General features: G+C 58.3%; 1 protein-coding gene. It reads left to right on the forward strand.

The features are described 5' to 3' along the window. Positions 1-55: 55 nt before the first annotated feature. Positions 56-20,632, forward strand: a complete 20,577-nt coding sequence (locus MPRO_RS14770; RefSeq protein ID WP_067294171.1) for a DUF4347 domain-containing protein — start codon at positions 56-58, stop codon at positions 20,630-20,632. Positions 20,633-20,643 lie beyond the last annotated feature (11 nt).

A 20,643-nucleotide genomic window follows, 5' to 3' on the forward strand; every position in this document is an offset into this window, starting at 1 on the left:
TGCCCGAAGTTTCGGTGAAGGCATAGCATGAGTGACTTAACGCGGGGGCGTTGCTATGAACAAGATCTTTTATCAGGGTAAAAAGGCCAAAAAGGCCGGCAAAAAAAAGCAGAATCTGCAGTTTGAAGCGCTGGAAAATCGGGTGCTGCTGTCGGCAGATCTGGGTATTTCCGCCGCCGATCTGCAGCAGCCGGATGAGTCCGTTACTGGGGTAATCGAATCCGAGCTGCAGCTCAGTGTGCTGGAAAATGCCGAGTTTGAGCCTGAGAGTATCGCCGTGGATGACAGCCTGACACGGCTTCTCGGTGAGGGTACTGCGCTTGATATGGGCGGGCCTGCGACGGCGGATCCAGCAGCGGAACCGGCACCAGAGGCTGGCGGCCCCGACGATGTTGTGCCCGCTGACGGTGATGCACAAGACGAAGGCCTGGTGCTGAGCGCCGGTGAAGTTTATCTGGTCGAGCGCATGATGGCGTCCCAGATCGTGATCCTGGATGCCGGTATCCCCCAGCTGGAATCCGTGATCAACGAGCTGTTCAGCAGCGCCGACACTCAGCTTGCCGCCACTCTGGAATCCCTGCAGAGCAATCCACTGACACTGGTGCCTGCACCCGTCTCCAGTGCTGATCAGCCTGCAACGGATATGGGTGCTCAGCTGGCCGGGGCCGATCTGCAACAACAGCTGCTGCTTAACGCAGACCGGGACATCAAGATATTTGTGCTGGATGCCGAGCGAGAGGGTGTTGAGCAGATAGGTAGTGTTCTCGACTACTTCGAAAACGTCGCGGCTATTCATCTGCTCAGCCATGGTTCTGCCGGAGCCCTGTTCCTGGGCAGCAGCACGCTGACTACGCAGCAACTGAAAAACAGTCAGCAGCAACTGAAACGCTGGGGCAGTGCCCTGTCCAGCGATGGTGACCTGTTGCTGTACGGCTGCGATGTGGCCGAAGGTGAGCTGGGGCTGGAGTTTGTTGAGACTCTGGCGACCCTGACCGGCGCCGATGTGGCCGCCTCAAATGATGATACCGGTAATCTGCCGGGCGCCGACTGGGATCTGGAAAACAGTACCGGTGTCATCGAGACTCAAAGCCTCAGTATTGCCGCGATGCAGGGCGTGCTGGCGACGACCCCGACCGATGGCAACGATACGCTGACCAACCCCACCGGCACCATCAAGGGACTCAAGGGTGACGATGCCTATGTATTCAACACCAACAGCTTTGGTGTGGTCACAGTCACTGAGCTGAAAAACGAAGGCACCGATACCCTCGACCTGTCGGCATTGAGCGTCGATCTGACATTCACCATCAAGAAAGACAATGTGGTGGTGGTGACCTATTCCAGCGGTGGCACAGCCAATAAGATCACCGCCACCCAGATCGAAAACATCAAGGGTGGTTCGGGTAACGATACCTTTATCGTGCAAAAGGGTGCTGAGCTCAAAGGCACTCTGGATGGCGGCGCTGGTACCAATACCCTGAGTTATACCGACCCCGCTGCCGGCATCTTCGACAAAAGTTATAGCGGCGCCGTCGCGGTAGATTTCACAGTAGGCAGCGCCGCCGACAGTGCCAGGGCTACCGCTATTGCGGGCTTTGCCGTGGGCAAGGTGACGAATATCCAGCAGGTGATCGGCGGCAACGGCGATGACTTTCTCAAAGGCTTTAGCGGTGCCGATGATCTTTCCGGCGGCAAGGGCGCTGATACGCTGCAAGGCGGCGCCGGCATTGATCTTCTCAAGGGCGATGCCGGAGATGACCACCTGGATGGTGGTGCCGATACCGATACGCTGGAAGGCGGCGCCGGCAAGGATACCCTGGTGGCCAGTACCGGCGGCGATACGCTTAAAGGCGGCGCCGGCGATGATCTTTATGAGTTCAGCGATACTGCGGACTGGAACGGCACTACTGTCACCGAGCTTGCGGGCGAGGGCACCGATACCCTGGACTTTAGCGCTGTTGGCGCGGATCTGAGCTTCACCGTCAATGACCTTGCCCTAACCGGGCTGGCGGTGAGTGCCGGTGCCAGTAGCCTGAGCGGCGCACTCCATATTGAGCGCATTGTTGCCGGCAGTGGCATCAATACATTCAATTTCAAGAACAGCTGGGCCGACAAGCTGGTGATCAGCGCCACCGCAGGTGCCACTGTGACGGCGGATTTCAGCGCCGTGACCACGGATTTGTACTTCAGCATCAAGGCCGATGGCACTGTGGTGGTGGCGGATACCAGCAATCGCAGCGGCGGCCATCGGGTTACGCTCAGCCATGTCGATAACCTTGTCGGTGGCCAGGGTGTCAATACCTTCAGCTTCGCGGCAGGCGGCTCCATCAGCGGCAACCTCAACGGTGGCAGCGGTACTGGCATTCTGGATTACAGCCAGTTTGACCTGACCACAGTGGTGGATCTGTCCAACGTGGCCACAGCGGTGCCCGGCGTCGGCGGCACACTCAGCAACATTGATGAGCTGGTCGGCAGCGAGAAACAGGATCACCTGAGCGCGGCTGACAGTGGCCAGAGCCTGTCGGGAGATCGCGGTGACGACTTCCTGTTTGGCGGCAGCGGTGCCGATGTGCTGGCCGGTGATCAGGGCGACGACACCCTTGTTGGCGGCGCTGGCAACGACAGCTTCAGCGGTGGCAAGGGCGACGATAGCTACCTGTTCAGCGGCAGCTGGGGTCAGGATACGGGTATTACCGAGCTGGCCAATGGCGGCAGCGATACCATCAGTTTTGCCGGCATGGACCTGCAGGCGGCCACGGCCGCGTTGCCGCAGATCGATGCGATAGCGGCGGTCAGCGCCGATCTGACGATTACATTTAATGCCGATGGCTCACTCAACGTGACCGACGACAGCGCCACGGCCAACACCCTGGCGGTGGCAGCCGCCAGTCTGCCCGAAATCGAAAGCCTGCTCGGTGGCAGCGGTGCCAATGACTATGTGTTCCAGGATAACTGGGGCAACGGCAGTGGCACCTCGATCCTGCTGGATGACACCGCCTCGAGTGCGGGCACGCTGGATTTCTCCGCTGTCAGCAGCGATCTGAAATTTGTTATCACGGATGACAATGGTGTAACGGTGATTACCGTCACCACCGCGGTGAACGGCAAGGTCTATAGCGTGACGGCCCGCGGCGTCGAGAACCTGATTGGCGGCACCGGTGACAATCAGTATCGCTTCGAAGGTGCGGCGGTGCTGGGAGGAAGTCTTACGGGCTTCTCCGGCACCGGCGTCAACGCAGGCACGGCGACACTGGATTTTTCCGCTTACGATGGCGGCAGCGGCCATGGCGTGAAGCTGGATCTGACTGCGGCCACGGCCAAGGCGATCGTTGATCCGGCGGATGCTGCCCAGGATACTGCGCTTATCGCAGGTACGCTGAGCAGTATCAATGATCTGATCGGCAGCGGCTTTGACGATGAGCTCACCGGCGATGCCCAGGTTAACCGCCTTGATGGCGGTGCCGGCAACGATACCCTCAAGGGTGGCGCCCAGAACGACACCCTTATCGGTGGCAAGGGCAGTGACAGCCTGCAGGGCGAGGGCGGTGACGACACCTATAAGGTGGAGTCCAAGTGGACGTCGCTGGACCTGAGTTTGTCGCCGAACCAGACCGATACCATCAGCGACAGCGATGGCGCCAATACGCTGGATTTGTCCGACATCAGCAAGGATCTGCAGGTCACCTTCACCGATGTGGCCGCCGGTGGCTCCAATGTGTCCGTCAAGGTGGCGCTTAATGCGCTGCTCAGCAACACCATCAAAATCGACAATGCCGGCAACGGCACCGATAGCTGGACCCTCAAGACCGGCAGCGGCGATGATACCGTCATCATCAAGGATAAAGTGGATTCCACAGTCAGCCTTGAAGCGGGCGAGGGCAGCAACACCCTGGATTACTTTACTGGCGGCGATAAGGGCATTAGCGGCTACAAATCCTCCGTGAGCGTCGATCTGGATGCGGGCACGGCTACGGGCCTGGCCGGCATCAGTGACTTCCAGCACATTTATGGCTCCGTCAATGGTGGCGCCGATCAGCTCACCGGCGATGATGGCGACAACAATTTTTATGTCGGCATCTGGGGCGAGCTGGACGGTAGCAACGCGCGCAATCATGTGATCGACGGTGGTGATGGCAGCGATACCATCAGCTTCGTCAACTTTGACCAAGCCGATTTTGACCTGGTGCTGGACCTGAGCAGCAGCATCGTCACCCATGAAGATACCGCCAGTACGGTGATGACCGTGGCGACCCTCGCCGGCATCGAGAATCTAGTCGGCGGTGCCGGAAACGACCGACTCATCGGCGATGCAGCGGCCAATGTGCTCAACGGCGGTGGCGGTGACGACAGCCTTGAGGGCGGCGACGGCGATGATACCTACGCCTTTGATTCTGACTGGGGGCTGGACAGCATCGTCGAGAACCTGGTCGAGGGCACAGATGTACTGAACTTCTCGGGCGTCACTGAAGCGCTGACGTTCAACAACGGTCGCGGTGATGGCACCGAGGTTGATCTGGCCACAGCGCTGACGCGTAACGTTACCGTTACCGATGGCAGCAGTGTCCTGACCGCCGACTTCAATGTTGAGACCTTCGCCGGCGTCAAGGAAACCGATACCCTGGAGCAGGCCAACGTCATCCTTACCACGGCGGTGCAGGATGAGATGATCAGCGGCCTGGAAGCACTCAAAGCCATGGCTGAGGGGCTCTCCACGGGCTACTCCGAGTTCGATGCTCTGCTGGATCTGCAGCTGCCGCTGGTGGGTGAAACCCTGTCGGGCCTGCTGGTGAACGACAGCGGTGTGGCGGTGAATATTGCCGATGAGCTGGCGCTGCGCATTCAGGCCCAGATCAATGCGCTCAAGACCCTCTTTTGGGGCGCCAGCAGCGCGACAGCCAATGACGGTAATGACTCAAACACGGATGCGCTCTTTGCCCTGACGGACACCGGCGGCGAGCCACTGTTCTTTATTACAGAAAATACCCGCCTGCTGGAGTTTGGCTCCAGCCTGGAGCTGTTTACCCGCACCCAACCGCTGGGGATTGATTTTGGCGGTACTCTCAGCGAGATACCGGGTGTCGAGGTCGAATTGAATCCCGACGTCACCACTACACTTAAATTTGATTATGCCTTTGGCGTCTTGCCGACCGACCCTGCGGACCCTGCCGCGGATCTTGCGTTCCATGTCTCCAATCCGGGGCTGAACTTCGCTGTTTCCCTGTTCGATGATGCCATCTATGCCGGGCTCGATTTTGGCGTCATAGCGGCGTCCATCGGCGGCCCTGCCATTGATGATGCCAAGGGCCTGCTGGCACTGAATATCGACCTGACGATTGGCGCCCAGGGTGATCTGAGTGAGCAGATTCTGCTGGATACGGTCAGTAACAACAGCTACGACAGCCTGTTCAGTCTGCAGGCCGACCGCAATACTGGCGTGAGTGCGTCCCTGCCGGTAGTGGTTGATGCCGCCGGGCTTGGGCTGGATATTCCAAGCCTGCCCACCATTACACTCAACACGCCGGCGCTGCCTGAACTGCCGAGTCTGGGAGATCTGGGCACGCTGTTCGGCAATCTGGACTGGAGCTTGCCGGATCTGTCCGAACTGTTCGATCTGGGCTCCATCAGCCTGGATCAGATTTTCGAGATGATGCGCAGCGGTCTCAACTATCTGGTCAATAATTTCGACTTCAGCCTCAATATTCCGGGTCTGAACCTGTCACTGGATGACATCTTCAAGAACCTGCCGGGCTTTGATCTGGGGCTGGAGGATTTCCTCTCCGGCCTGCTGGAGCCGCTGAACAACTTTGATGTGTCCCTCGGTCTGCAGGGTCTGGAAGACTGGCTCAATGCACAGCTGACGGACCTGCTACCGGATCTGTGGCCTGACTGGTCACTGCCGAGCTTTGACTTCAGCTATGACGGCTTCGATCTGGGCATTGATTTCGACTTCGATCTGAATCTGGGCGATCTGTTCGGTGCCCTGGGCCTGCCGCAGCTGGAGCTGGGGTTTGATTTTGACCTGGCGGATCTGGCGGCCTTCCTCAATCTGCCGGCGGGCTTTGACCCGGCTCAGCTTGGCATCACCATGGCGGCCGATGGCACCCTGCTGGTGGATGCCGACCTGGATATAGCGCTGGAACTGGATCTGGCACTGCAGGAATATGCCCTGGCGGTGATCGGCAATGCCGGCCCCGCGGGCCTGAATGTGCAGGATTACGCCTTTATCGGCGACGACACTCAGGTCTCGCTCGCCGTGCGCGCCGGTGCCGATGACATCGATGTGGAGGCATCCCTGAGTATCAGCGATAGCTTGCCGGACATCGGTTTCTGGATCGAAAACGGCAGCGCCATAGTCGATGCCGTGGCGGCCATCACGCTGCCCCAGGTGGGCAACGGTCGCTATCAGCTCAGCACCTTCGATATCAGTAATTTCAGTTTCGAGGCGGGCGGTGAAGCCAGCCTGGATCTGCCCATGTTCCTGGGTACCGGCAGCCTGCCCATGGGCGGCTCAGAACTGGACCTTAATGGTGACAGTTACGCGGATAACGTGCTGCATGCGGGCTTTGATTTCGATCTGTCCGGCCTGTCGACACCTGAAGTCATAGCACCCAATTTTGCAGGCTTTAGCCTGATTGCCTTCCTTAACGACCCGGCCACTGTACTGGAGGGCATGGAGGGCATGTTCGAGGGCATCAAGTCCTTGATGGTCGGTGAACTGGGCCGCCTGGGCCTGCCGCTGGTGGGCGATGTGCTTAACCAGTCCGGTGCCTTTGTCGATCAGCTGCGCGACAGCCTGCTGGGGGATAAAAGCAGCGGTACCTACGTCGATGGCCTGGGCAAGGAACTCACCGATGCCGCGGCCAATGGTGATGATGTGATCAGCCTGATTCGCGATGCGCTGTTCAATGCTCTGGGTGCCTACCTGCAGGTGGCCAAGACCGACGCCAACGGCGATCCGGCCTACGATGAGCTCGGCAAGCTAATTTACGGCGATGTGGAAAGCGCCGATGACATAGGCCTGGTGCTGACCGCCGAAGGCGCGCTGACGTTTAACGTGCTGCTGGCTGGCAGCGTGTTTGAAGGCCTGGCCGACTATGTGGAGCGCATGGGCGATACCGACGGTGACGGCATTGATGATGCGATCATCAAGCGCTTCCTCGAAGTACCTATCAACTTTGATCTTTCAGCACCGGGTCTGGGGCTTAAAACTGGCCCCACCGATACCATCGAAGTGAGTCTGGACTACTTCTTCGGGCTGGGCTTTGGCCTGGATACCAGCGGTTTCTTCCTCGATACCGCAGGTGTCACCGAAGCAGGTGAAGAGCTGGGTCTCACGCTGGATGCCTCCCTCAGCGAGGGTGCCAGCCTGCTGGGCACCCTGGGCTTCCTGCAGATGCGCATGACCGAAGTCGATGACGACGATGGCAACAGCGGCCTGCGTGGCAAGATCGCCATGGATTTGCAGGCCACGGGAGATCGCTGGCGTATCGGTGAGGCCCTGACCATGTCGGCGCAGATCTCGGCCGAGGCCAATGTCGATCTGTTCGCCACCCTGGAAATGGATTTTGGCGACGATATAGCGCTGCCCAATGCCTTTACGACGGTGCATTACGATCAGCAGCTGGCGGATATCACCTGGGAGAGTGGCAGCAGCTTCAGCGCCGACTTCCTGGCTCCGCCTGAGGTCGTGCTCGAAGACGTGACTCTGGATGTAGGTGACCTGTTCAGCGGCTTTATCGGCCCCATAGCGCTGGAACTGGATCCGTTCCTGGGCGCAGACTCCGAGCTGCGCCGGGTCCTTGATATCCTCACCACCGATATAGATCTGGGTGTCGACAAGATCAACCTGCTGGACATCGCCGTACTGGCGATGAACGTCAAGGCGGCGGGCACCGGCGATATACTGCGCACCACCGTAACAGCGCTGCTGGCGGTGTCGGACTTTATTACCCTGGCAGCGGATGCAGCGCGAAACGGTACCTCCATCGAGGTTAATTTCGGCACCTTTGCACTGGGCTCAAGCCTGGTGACTTCGGACAGCACGGCCATTTCCAACGACGACCTGAGTCAGTCCGGCGGCCAGTCGGCCACCGATGCCGTTGCCAATGACCCCAATGCGACAGCCAGCCAGAAGAACCTGGTGGCGAATCTGGGTACCAGCCCAGGATCCATCATGTTCCCGATTCTGTACGACCCCATGACGGCGGTCGGGCTGCTGTTGGGCAAGGATGTTGACCTTTTCATCTACGATACGCCGGATATCGACTTCTCGATTCTGTATGAGCAGTCGTTCCCTATCTTTGCCGGCCTGAATGCGGTCATCAAGGGTGAGCTGGAGGTCTTCAGTGACTTCTACTTTGGCTTTGATACCACCGGTATTCGCAGCTGGTTCAATGAGTTCGAAGCCAACGATTACGATTTTGGTGCTTCGGTCAGCCATCTGGGCGATATCTTCGATGGCTTCTTTATCGCTGACTGGGCCGTGTCTGACACCGGCCAGCTGATTCAGGGCGATGATGTTCCCGAGGTCACCCTCAAGGTTACCTTTGCCGCAGGAGCTGCGCTGGGTATCGGTGGGCTGGTAGAAGCCGGTGTACTGGGCGGGGTAGAGGCCGAAATTGGCCTGAACCTGCATGACCTGCCCAAGACAGGTACCGGTGGCAATACCGGTGTCGAGGCCGTTTACGACGGCAAGATCCGCTTCGAGGAAGTGGCCAGCATTCTGCAGGAAAATCCGCTCTGTCTGTTCGATATGGAAGGCACCATCAAGGCCTTCCTTGAAGGCTACCTCTGGGTCGGGGTCAAGGTATTCGGCTCCAAGATCACCCTGTTCGAAGCCAGCAAGCGCTTTGTCGAAGTGACCCTGGCACGCTTTGAATGGATTTGCCCGGACCTGCCGGACCCGACAGTGGCGACACTGAACAATGGTGTGCTGACCCTGGCCTACACCGATGCCGATGGCAACACCCAGGCCAATCTGCCGGAAATCTACAAGGTGTACCTGGATAATATCGACGTCACGCCCAGCGATGGTATCGATAATGAGGTTGAGCGCATCTTTGTCACCGGCAATGGCCATACCCAGGTGTTTGATCCGACCCTGGTGACTTCGATCCGCGCCGCCGGTACCGCCAACAACGACGAGTACGAAATCAGTACCGAAATTGTGGCCAACCTGGAGATTCACGGCGCTGGTGGCAATGACATCATCACCCTGACCGGTAACAGCAACGCTGACAAGAGCCGTCGTATCTATGGTGAAGGCGGCAACGATACCCTGATAGGCACCAATATGGCGGACCTGATCGTGGGTGGCGATGGTAATGACAACATCATGGCGCAGGACGGCGCTGATGTGATCTTCGGCGACAATGAAGATGGCACCGGCACCGGCAGTGACTTTATCTGGGCAACGGGTACGGCTCTGGGTACCAGTGGCCTTGCCAATGGCTTTGCCAACTACATTGATGCCGGTGCTGGCAGTGACCAGGTTCTCACAGGTGAGGGCAATGACCGCATTCTGGGCGGGACGGGCGATGACTTTATCAATGCAGGTGGCGGCATCGACACCATCGATGGCGGTGACGATGCCGACCATATCATTGCCGGTACCGGCGCCGATATTGTGGTCGGCGGCCGTGGCGACGACACCCTTAGCTGGGAAAACGGCGATGGCGCCGACAGCTTTGACGGTGGCCAGGGCAACGATGAAATCTTCATGGCCGGCTACAGCGTCAATCCAGACGAGTTCTACAAGGCCGATACCAGTAACTACATCGTCGATGATGGCGCTGTGGATACCGTGGTCGTATCGGCCAGTGGCGGCGATACCCGGATTAACTGGCAGCACGGCGCCAGCGCCGGCATAACGCTAAGTGGCAGCGGTGTCGAGATCCTCAGCATGGATACCGGCATGGGCGCCGACGATATTGTCATCGGCAACCTGGCAACGACCAGCGTGGGCAGCGTCAAGCTCAGTACAGGTACTCAGCGCTCGCTGGTGGTGGAAAATCGTTTCGTGAAGGAGCGCAATGACGCCGGTGATCTGGTGGATACCGCCCAGACACTGGAGTTCAAGATGCTGCAGGTGGCCGATGACAATGCCATCGACCGTGTACAGATCGACGGTACCCATAGTGCCGACAATTATCTGGTCAGCACAGTAGAGTCCACTGGCGTGGGCGGCAATACCCAGACCGCCATGCGCTACGAACAGCTGGATGGCGGCAAAGATATTGCCGGCAATCCGAGCAGCCATGTCATCGTCGATGTCTATGATCTGGAAACCAACGACTATAGCCGCCTGAGTACCCTTGGTGGCAATGACTCCATCGATGCCCTGGGCGTGACCCAGGCGCTGGTGTCCCATATTTATCTGGATGGCGGCGCTGACGATGACCGCATCATCGGCACCAACCTGGCCAGCGTATCCGATGTCATTATCGGCGGTAGCGGTTCCGACCGCATGACCGGCGGCGCCGGCATCGATCAGTTCTACGAGCAGTCCGATAGCGGTGCTGATGCTAATATCGACGGTGATGTCGACGTACTGGTGGAAAGCCGCGACGCTGACTTTATCCTCAGCGATACCCGGCTGGTGATCGATGATTCCGAACCTTTGCGCAAAGTCGGTGACCCGCAACGGCTGTCGGGCCAGTTCGGTAATGAAACCGAGACTTTTACCAATCTGTTCGAGAACGCAGAACTCTCTGGTTTTGACAGCGCCAACTGGTTTGAACTGACCGGCTGGTCCGGTGGCGGCTTGCTGGATGGCGGCAAGGGCGGCGACAGCTATACGCTGGAACTGGCGCAACTGGCCAGCGGGCGCCAGTACCTGAATATTGCCGATTCCGGTGGTGCGGCCGGCTTGGATTCGCTGATCTATAAGGGCAGCGCAGGCAAAGACACCATCCAGCTGGATACCGTCTACAAGCGTGCTGGAGATGTCGAGAAGCGCTTTACCGATGATCGCTGGAGCAGTTACGGCAACTATGGCGACGGCCTGCTGATCGCCCACTTTGATGCCAACGACAGCTTTGGCAAGGTGGATCTTGACGACGAAGATTCACTGATGAATGTGCGTGAAGCCAGCCTGTCCGAAGGTGCCGACTATCAGGTCGTCAACTACCATTCCGTCGAGCAGGTGACAGTGTTCGGTGGTGCAGAAGCTGACAAGTTTATTTCCGACAGCACCGAGTCCCAGATCGATGTCTACGGCGATGCCGGCGATGATCTGTTCTATGTCGGATCTGTGCTTAAAACCGATACCGTGCTGGTGGAAGGTCAGGAAGTCACCATAGTGCTGGAGATTACCGACGGTGCCAACGTCAACAACTCCAACTTCTTTGGTGGCGAAGGCGATGACTACTTCGAGGTGAACCACAACGTTGCCGACATCGGTCTCTATGGCGACAACGGTAACGACACCTTCTTTATCAAGGCTCTGCTGACGCTGGATGACGATGGCGAACTGCTGGATCTGGATTCCGGCGTGTCTTCGGTCAGCGGCGTGTCTCAGGACCCGACGGCGGACACCCGGGAAGTGGATGTGGATACCCTGGTCTATGTCGAAAACGCCAATATCATTATTAACGGCGGGGCAGGTTTTGACAGCGTGGCCCTGGTCGGTACGGTACTGAGCGATACCTTCTATGTCTTTGTAGAAAGAGACCCGGTCACCGGCGACAGCATACAGCGCATCTACGGCGCCGGCGTTAAATTGCAGAAGCTGCTGAATATCGAACGCCTGCAGTTGCTCACCGGTGGCGGCGACGATACCGTCTACCTCTATGGTGTCGACATGGGTCTGATCGGCGATATGGTGATCAAGACCGGCTCCGGCAGTGACCTGGTGCAGATCGGTGGCCCCGAGCAGGTGATCAACCTCAATTACCCGAAAAACCGCGACCAGTTCTACGCCGCGGTGGAAGGTTACGAGGTGGATCAGGATGCCTTGGGCAACTACCTCTCGGTGGATACGGTCAGCGGCATGCCGTTCTATCAAATTGATGAAACCGGCCGCATTGTCGGCTTCCAGGTGGAAAACCCGGCGGTGACCCTGCAGGTCACCATGCCGGAATCCACCGATATTGATGCCTTCGTGTCACCGGTTCTGATCGATGGCGGTGAAGGGGCTAACGATCGCGTTATCGTCAACAACCAGAGCGGCAACAACCGTATCCGCTTCGCCAACGTCGAGCTTGAGCGCAAGGACGTGGTGTTCGATTACACCCATTTCACGCTCACCAGCACAGCCACCGACTTTGTCGATACGGTGCTCGGCAATGCCAGCACCGGTGCCATTGCCCAGGATCTGCTGGCCAGTGCCGCCGGCGATTACCTTCGTTTCCAGGATCGCTACTACGATACTGAGCTGCTGAATAATATTGCCAATGGCAGCCAGACGGAGCTAACGATTCCGGCGGGCCTGAGCTACTTCAATATTCAGAATACGCTTAAGGCCGACGGCACCATCAGCTATGCCCGTGCCGAGCTGGAGCTGTTTGCCGCCGACTTTGACCTGGATCTCGACTATGCCGAAGTGGAGCACCCTGATCCGTCCCGCGCCGGTGAATACCTTTACCAGCTCAATGGCATCAGCAAGAACGATGTGGCCGTGGCCTTCGAGGCGCAGCACAAGGAAACCGTGGTCTATGACCTGGGGGGCAATCGCATTGTCTATCAGGACCTGACAGCCCTGACCCTGAAAACCACAGCGCCCCTGCGGGTGCAGTTTGGTGCCGGTGCCATCACCAGCATCGAAAGCGTTCGCAGCGATGCCATGGATACCCTGCACGGGGTTGATGCCGCCGCAGCCTTGCACTTTACCGGCATGGATGAAGTCACCCTTAACCTGACCGATGAAACCGGCGGCGTGCAGGGCTCTGAACTGCATATAGACAACAGTCTCTTCACCGGACGCCTGCAGGTGCAGGGCGGTATTCATACCGACCGCATCTTCGTGGAGCAGACCCAGGCGGTTACTACCGTGCACGGCAATGCCGGCAACGACGAGATTATCGTTGGCAAGAACGGCATGCTCGATCAGCTAGGGCAGTCGATCTACCTGTTTGGCGATGAGGGCACCGACAGCATTGAAGTGGATCGCGCAGGCGATGCCAGCGCGGCCGACGTTAGCGTCGATCAGAACCTGCTGGAACACAGCACCGGCTTTGAGCAGCTGAGCCGCATTACCAGCGCGATCAGCCTGCAGGGCATTACAGACGAAGAAAACGATCTGCTGGAAGCGGAACTCAAGAGCGCGTCTGAGGCTTACGCGGACGCGGCCTTTGCCGTCAGCCAGGGTGATCTGGATACGGCCCTTGACGAAATCTCCGAAGCCAGCCTGGAGCAACTGCTGGACGTTCTTAACAGCAGCAAGGAAAAGCTGGCGACCTCGGTGACCGAGGCTGCCGATACGCTGCGTCTGAATGATCAGCAGCTGCTGGAAAACCAGATCAAGCTGTACACCCGGGCGCGCTATTACGAATCCAACGCTATCGACGATGCGTTGCTGGATCGGATGTCGGCGCTGGGGCTCAAGGCCAAGTTTAGTGTCACCTATTCCTACGAAATCTTCGGTATCACCTTCGACAACCTAGTGGCCCATTCGGCCGTTACCGGGCTGCAGAGCGGTTTCAATACCGCCGAAGACTGGCTGCGCAACTTCGGCAGCCGGGTCAATATTACCGATGACGATGGCAATGCCCAGGACATTACAGTGGATGCCAGCGGCAACCGCAGTGCCCTGCAGCAATTGCTGGAAAATGCATCGGGTCAGAGTGATATCTACGACCTGATCAACGGTGCCCTGAACCAGAATCGCCAGACCGTCTTCACCGCTACCGAGGATAATGATGGCTGGCTGGATGTGACCTTCAAGCTGGAACTGGTGTCCACCAGTGTGCACCAGGCCAATGACAATAACGTCCGCGCTCTGGCACAGCTGTACGACACCCTGGTGAATGATTATCTGGGCAGCCAGGACATCTATGCCGATTTGCTCAAGGCGCGCAGTTACAACGGCAGTGATATCACCCAGGCCGATCTGAACAGTTTCTACAACAGCTACCAGAGCAACGCGGATATTCGCGGTTTTAATATCAATGATCCGCTGGCCGGTGGTAAAGCGCTGTCCAGTGAGCTGATCGCCTCGGTGGATGCGGTCAACCTGGATCTGTCGGCGTCAGTACTGGCCAAGCAGAGCGCCACTGTGATCGCGCAGCTGCAGCAGTTTGATCTGACGCGCAGCAACAGCTTCGCCGATATCTACGATGACAAGCTCGATGCCCTGATCGCCCAGATCGGCGCTGCCCTTGGCAGTGATGATTACAGCCAGGCGACCCTGGCCAGTATCAGTGCCGATCTGGCTACACTGCTGGCCCAGTTCAACCCCTATGACGATGACAATGGCTTTGCTGCTGACAGGCAGATGGTACTGGCGCCGGTTTACAATGCTCTGGCGGCCAATACCAGCAATGGCCTGATTGACGTTCTGGACGGCATCAACCAGTTGCACACCGACCTCGATGGCGCCGACTTCGTCGCCATCCTGAATTCGGCCGCGGCAGCGGCGGGTTACGATGATTTCGAAACTCTCTTTAACAGCGCAGGTTACACCCAGGTGCGCGAGGCCTATGCCACGGCATCAGAGCTGATCGACAGCTTCCTGATCTATAGCGCCGGTCAGCCGGATATGGAAGATCTGCCTATCGCAGTGACCGATGTACTGCGCGGTATCAAGGTGCTGGATCGCGCCGCCGAGCGTTTTGAGGCCTTCGTCAATGCGCTGGAGTCGGGCTTTGATTTCGCCACTTTCCGTACAAGCTACCTGGCGAACCAGGCGGCGGTGCAGCAGTTTGTAGCCAACAATCCGCAGTACATTGCCTACCTGCAGTCCGAGGCCCGCTACGAGGCCATGACCTCCTCCCTGACCCGGGACGCTAATGATGTTGTCACCCTGGCGGCACTGAATGAACAGCAGTACCAGCTGCTGGTAGCGGCGCGGGATGCGGCTGTGACTCAGTTCGCCAGCCTCAAGACGAGCCTGTATACGCAGTACACATTCACGTTCGACTACTGGTGGTTTACCCGTACGGTGCATCTGGATTACACCGTTGATTTCCGCTATGTGCAGCAACAGGCGCTGGTGGCAAATCTGCAGTCTCAGGTGGCGTTGGCCAAGTCTTACTTTGATGGCAGTGAATCCCAGACCGACGAGCTTCTGGCGCTGCGTCAGGCCTACAGCGATCAGGAAGAGAGCTTTGAAAATCTGATCGAAACGCTGGGCAGCACCTACGAAGCGCAGAAGAAAGCGCTTAATGCCCAGTTCCTGGTACTCAAGGAAATCAGCGGCCTGGCGGTCGAAATTATCAAGGCGCGCGGTCCTGATCAGGATATTGCGGGCTTTGCCGATGACAGCAGTCTGATCTCCGAGATCATCAGCTTTAACGATGAATACCGCATCCTGGATGAAGATGCCGCGCAGGATCCACTGGATCTGACCAAGTTTGTCAGCGTTAGCGCAGATGGTAGCCGCGAGGCGACCAAGAACTCGGTGATCTTCCAGACTGAACAGCGCGATTACACCGCCGTAACCACGGTGGCGGGCATGACAAACGCAGATGTATTTATCCACGTCGGCTACGACGACGTTGAAAACCTGACCCTGAACCTGGGTGAGGGCGCTGACAGTGTGCAGGTGCTGGATACTCTGGGGCAGGCCACAGCAGAAGTCTTTGTCAACACCGCGGGTGGCGACGACGAGATTACAGTGTCGGATGAAAACACCACGACCGAGGGGATTGTTTCACACCTGATTGTTGATGCCGGTACAGGCAGCAACAAGCTGGATATCAACGATATCAATGATGCCACGGCCGACAGCATCATCATGACCAACACCGAGCGCGCGGGTTATACCTCAGTGACGGGGATTGCTTCCGGTAACATTCATTACCGTGGCGCTTACGGACAGGGAGTGTTGCTGCAGGCGGGCAAGGATGGCGATGACATTCATATTGATGGCGTGATTGCCGGTGCCGCAACCCTGATACGCGCGGGTGAAGGCGATGATGATATCACCGTCACCGATACCACCAGCCGTGTTGATGACAGCACCTCGCTGACTATCCTGGGCGAGCTTGGCGATGATGTGATCGATGCGTCCAAAGCCGGCTTCCAGGTCACCATCGAAGGCAACGAGGGTGATGATGTCATCTTCGGATCCGAGCATGACGATACCCTGTCGGGTAATGAAGATAACGACCTGATTCTGGGTGGTCTGGGCGCGGATACCATCAGTGGTAACGCGGGTCATGACCTGATACTGGGTGACTTGGGTAGCGTAACTCTGCAGGTAACGGGTATTGGTCCGGTCACAGTGGATTACGCCACCGTCGATGCAACCGATCTGTCGGGCAAGGAATACCAGTATCAGTATCTGCGTGATGGATCCATTACCGCACTCTTGTCGACCCTGACAGGCGGCAACGCTGGCAACGGCGATACCATCACCGGTGGTAGTGGCATAGACGCGCTGATGGGCGGCGCTGGAATGGATGTCATCACAGATGACGACGGCAACAGCCTGGTCGTGGGTGACCATGCGCTCATTAGCTACCTGGCGGGCATGACCCTGGCGGTCTCCAGTCGTTTCGCCAGTGAAGGTGAGCAGGATCAAATTACCCTGAATGGCACCAATAACTATGTGATCGGCGGCAGTGGCGGTGATGAGATCACTACCTCAACGGGTACCGGTTTTGTGCTGGGTGATCACGGTACCATGAGCTTCTCGGGTGCACAGCTGATCAGTATCCACAGCAGCGACGAATCCATCGGCGGCGCAGATATTATTGATCTGGGCGACGGTGACAAGACGGTCATCGGCGGTGTTGGCAACGATACCGTAAACGCTGGCACCGGCACCCATCGGGTGATCGGCGATAACGGCGCAATCGACTATGACGCAGCTGAAGCTGGCGCATTGCGCAGCATGCAAAGCACGTCTGACAGTAACGGCGGTGTCGATACCATCACCCTGTTGGGTTCACTGAACCAGGTTATCGGTGGCAGCGACGGCGACTTTATCACCGTTAATACGGCCAGCAGCACCGACCAGGTGCTGGGCGACAACGGCAGCATGACCTTCACCGGTGCCGCTGGCGACGAGTTACTCAGCAATATGCAGAGCCCGCTGACGCAGACCGGCGGTGGCAATGACGAGATCACGCTGGGTGCTGGAAACAAGGTCGTGATCGCCGGCATCGGTGCCGATACGGTCACCACGCCCTTGCTGAGCCTGGGTACCCGCTACGTGATTGGCGATGAAGGCGAGTTCGACTTCGACGCCAATAACATCCTGCAAACCGCGAAGAGCACCAGCACCCGGGGTGATGGGGATACTCTGACCCTGGGCGGCGCCAGCAGTGCAGACGTCAACCTGGTGATAGGCGGCGTAGGTGGCGATGATATAGACACCGGCGACAGCACCGACTATATCCTCGGCGATAACGGCGTTACCCAGTGGACTGCCGGCATTATCGACAGCATGACCAGTACTGACCAGGCCTTCGGTGGTAACGACGATATCAATACCCAGGGGAGTATCGATATTGTGTTTGGCGGCCAGGGCGCGGACACAATTACGCTGGGCATGGGTAACGATATAGGCATAGGTGACAACGGTGCCTACGACTTCCAGACAGCGTCTATCAGCAGTATCGATGGCGCCAACGCCAACGGAGGCAGCGACACTATTAAAGGCAACGAAGGGGATGACATCCTCTTCGGTGGCGTAGGTGGCGATATCATCGATGGCAACAGCGGCCGCGACCTGATTTTTGGCGATCAGGCAATGCTGACGAGCCGCGCGGGCGGTGACAACAGCAATCCGCGCTTGCGCGCACTCACGGACGGTCTGCTCTATGGCAGTGACGCAAGCGCACAGATTGGAGCAACGCACTTTAGCGGCCCAGCGGCGGATATTCCCGCCTGGAGCAACTGGTCTATCAGTGTCGGCGATGGCCTGGATGGGCTCTTTGGTAATGATTACATCGCAGGTGGTGCCGAGAATGACACTATCTTCGGCCAGCGCGGCAAGGATACGATTCAGGGCGATGGCTCGATCGACACAAGGCTGAGTGATGGCACCGGGGTCAGCGCCAGTCGCACTGCGGCGGGCGATCTGGTTGTGGTTGCATCGGTTGAAGCGAGCGCTGATGGCGATGACTATATAGAGGGTGGCGGCGAAAACGACGTTATCTTCGGCAACCTGGGTCAGGATGACATCATCGGCGGCAACTCCAGCCTGTTCGGACTTGCGCTGAAAAATCAGCGCGCAGACGGGGCCGACCTGATCTTCGGTGGCGCCGGCACCGATATTTCCCGTAACAACATGGGCGATACCGACAGCAGGGGCCATGCCCGTGATGCCGACATGATCCTGGGTGACAACGGCAATATCTACCGTATCGTCGGTACAGAGGGTGTCGCCAATGCGGGCCAGTACCTGAACTTCAGCTACGACAATTACAATAGCGGCAGCGGCACGCTAAACAAGATTGTGGTACGCGCCGCACAGTTGCTGGACTACACCGAGGGCGGCCCTGATTTGGATGCAGCTGCGCTGGCGGGTGATCATGGCGCCGGTGACGAGATTCACGGCGAATCGGGCGATGACTTTGTCTACGGCATGACCGGCAACGATGTGCTGTTCGGCGATGCCCAGGACGATGACATTATCGGTGGCTGGGGCCACGACTGGATCTCGGGCGGCACAGGGGACGATGGCGTGCTGGGCGATGATGGCCGGATTCATAGCTCGCGTAATGGGCTCACTGAAACGCTCAACGGGCTCACCACGGCTGTCACCCAACAGAACATCGCCACCTCCGGCAAGGCTCAGGAGGCTACCATCAATGTTGCCGGCAAGCTGAAGAAGACGGTGAATCTGACGCCATTCAATGTGGATCCCGCCACTGTGCAGGATGTGCATTTTGCGGCCCAGTATGCCGATGACATTATCTTTGGCGGGCTCGGCAATGATGCGTTGCACGGCGGAGCCGGTGATGATGCCATGTCCGGCGCCGAGGCGATGGCCACGCCTGCCTATGGCCAGATATCCGATGCTGAGGGTAATCCGACAGCGGGCCTGGTGCGCATCGATTTTGAGCGTCCGTTTAATCCTGGCAATGTGCTGCACTACAACCCCTACGATGTGACGTCCATTCGCTATGATGCCAGCCGCCCGGCTGGAGAGTTTGCGCTTTACGATGAATACGATCCGCAGCGCAAGATACTGCTGACCGACATGGGTGGCCTGTCGAAAACGGGTAGCGGCAAGGAATTTTTCCTCAACTTCAATCCGGCCGAAGTCGATGGCGACGATGTACTATTCGGCGACCTGGGCAACGACTGGATGGTGGGCGGCAGCGGCAACGACAACCTCTACGGCGGCTACGGGGATGACCTGCTCAACGTCGATGACAATCTGAATACCAATGGCGGGCTCAACAACGCACCGGACGCCGACTACGCCGATCTTGCCTTCGGTGGCGCTGGCCGTGACATCATGATCGGTAACGCCGAGGCGGATCGTCTGATCGACTGGGCCGGCGAGTTTAATACCTATCTGGTACCTTTTAATCCCTTTGGTCTGGGCACGGTCAGCCGCCAGTTGCAGCCCAGCGTAGCGGACTTTCTGTACGCCCTGTCTGCCAGTGACGGTGCCGATCAAACGCGCGCCGCGGATAGCGGCAGTGACCCTGCGCGCCACGGTGAACCCGATGGCGAGCTGGGGCTGGTCACGCAAAAAGATGCTTACTGGGGCGATCAGACCGGCGGTCCGGCCGATCCGCAGTCCGATACCAAAACATCGGGCACAAAAGTTAAAACCAAGGGTGCAAAAGCGAACAACAATCTGCTGGCCAGCAGCGAGGCACCGCGTGGCATGTATAGCGATGACCAGCTGAGCGTTACGCCTGAGGCTGTCGCTCAGGTTCTGGCGCAGGCGAAACACCGCTGGGCCTTGTCCGGTCTGGTTGACGCTGCCAGTCTTGGCCGGCTGGATGATCTCCGGGTTGAGATCGTCAGTCTGGACGGCGCGGTGCTGGCACAGGTCGAGGGCAATACCATCTACATCGATAGCAATGCGGCGGGCTGGGGCTGGTTTGTCGATGCGACAGCCGCTGCCGATGAAGAATACCGGACCATGGCGGATGGCAGCTTGCAGGCCCGCGCCGGCACGGAAGCCTACGCGCGCATGGATCTGCTGACGGTACTGAGTCATGAGATCGGCCATGTGCTGGGTTACGTGCACAGCAACTCCGGTCGCGGTGCATCGCTGCTGATGGATACGACGCTCGCGGCCGGCGTGCGTGAATTACCCGAGTCGGGCGCTGAGCCTGCGCTGGCACCGTCGACCATCGCAGGTTTGACCGGCTGGAAGATGGCAACCGGTGAGCGATCTGGTACTGTGAAACTGGCTCAGCGAGGTTTTGATTCGCTGCGTCACGAACAGCGTCATGTCATGCACTGGGATGAGGCCAAGCAGTGCTTCGCTGGCGACGACAAGATCAAAAAGGCGGCTCCCCTCGATTGGGAAAAGGCCGCCGGTAATATCCGTACACACTGATTAATTTAAGG

Source organism: Marinobacterium profundum, from assembly GCF_001528745.1.
GTDB lineage: Bacteria > Pseudomonadota > Gammaproteobacteria > Pseudomonadales > Balneatricaceae > Marinobacterium_A > Marinobacterium_A profundum.

Bases quoted from the DNA above. Each gene is read 5' to 3' on its own strand.
- MPRO_RS14770 (WP_067294171.1), top strand. From the start codon at position 56: ATGAACAAGATCTTTTATCAGGGTAAAAAGGCCAAAAAGGCCGGCAAA.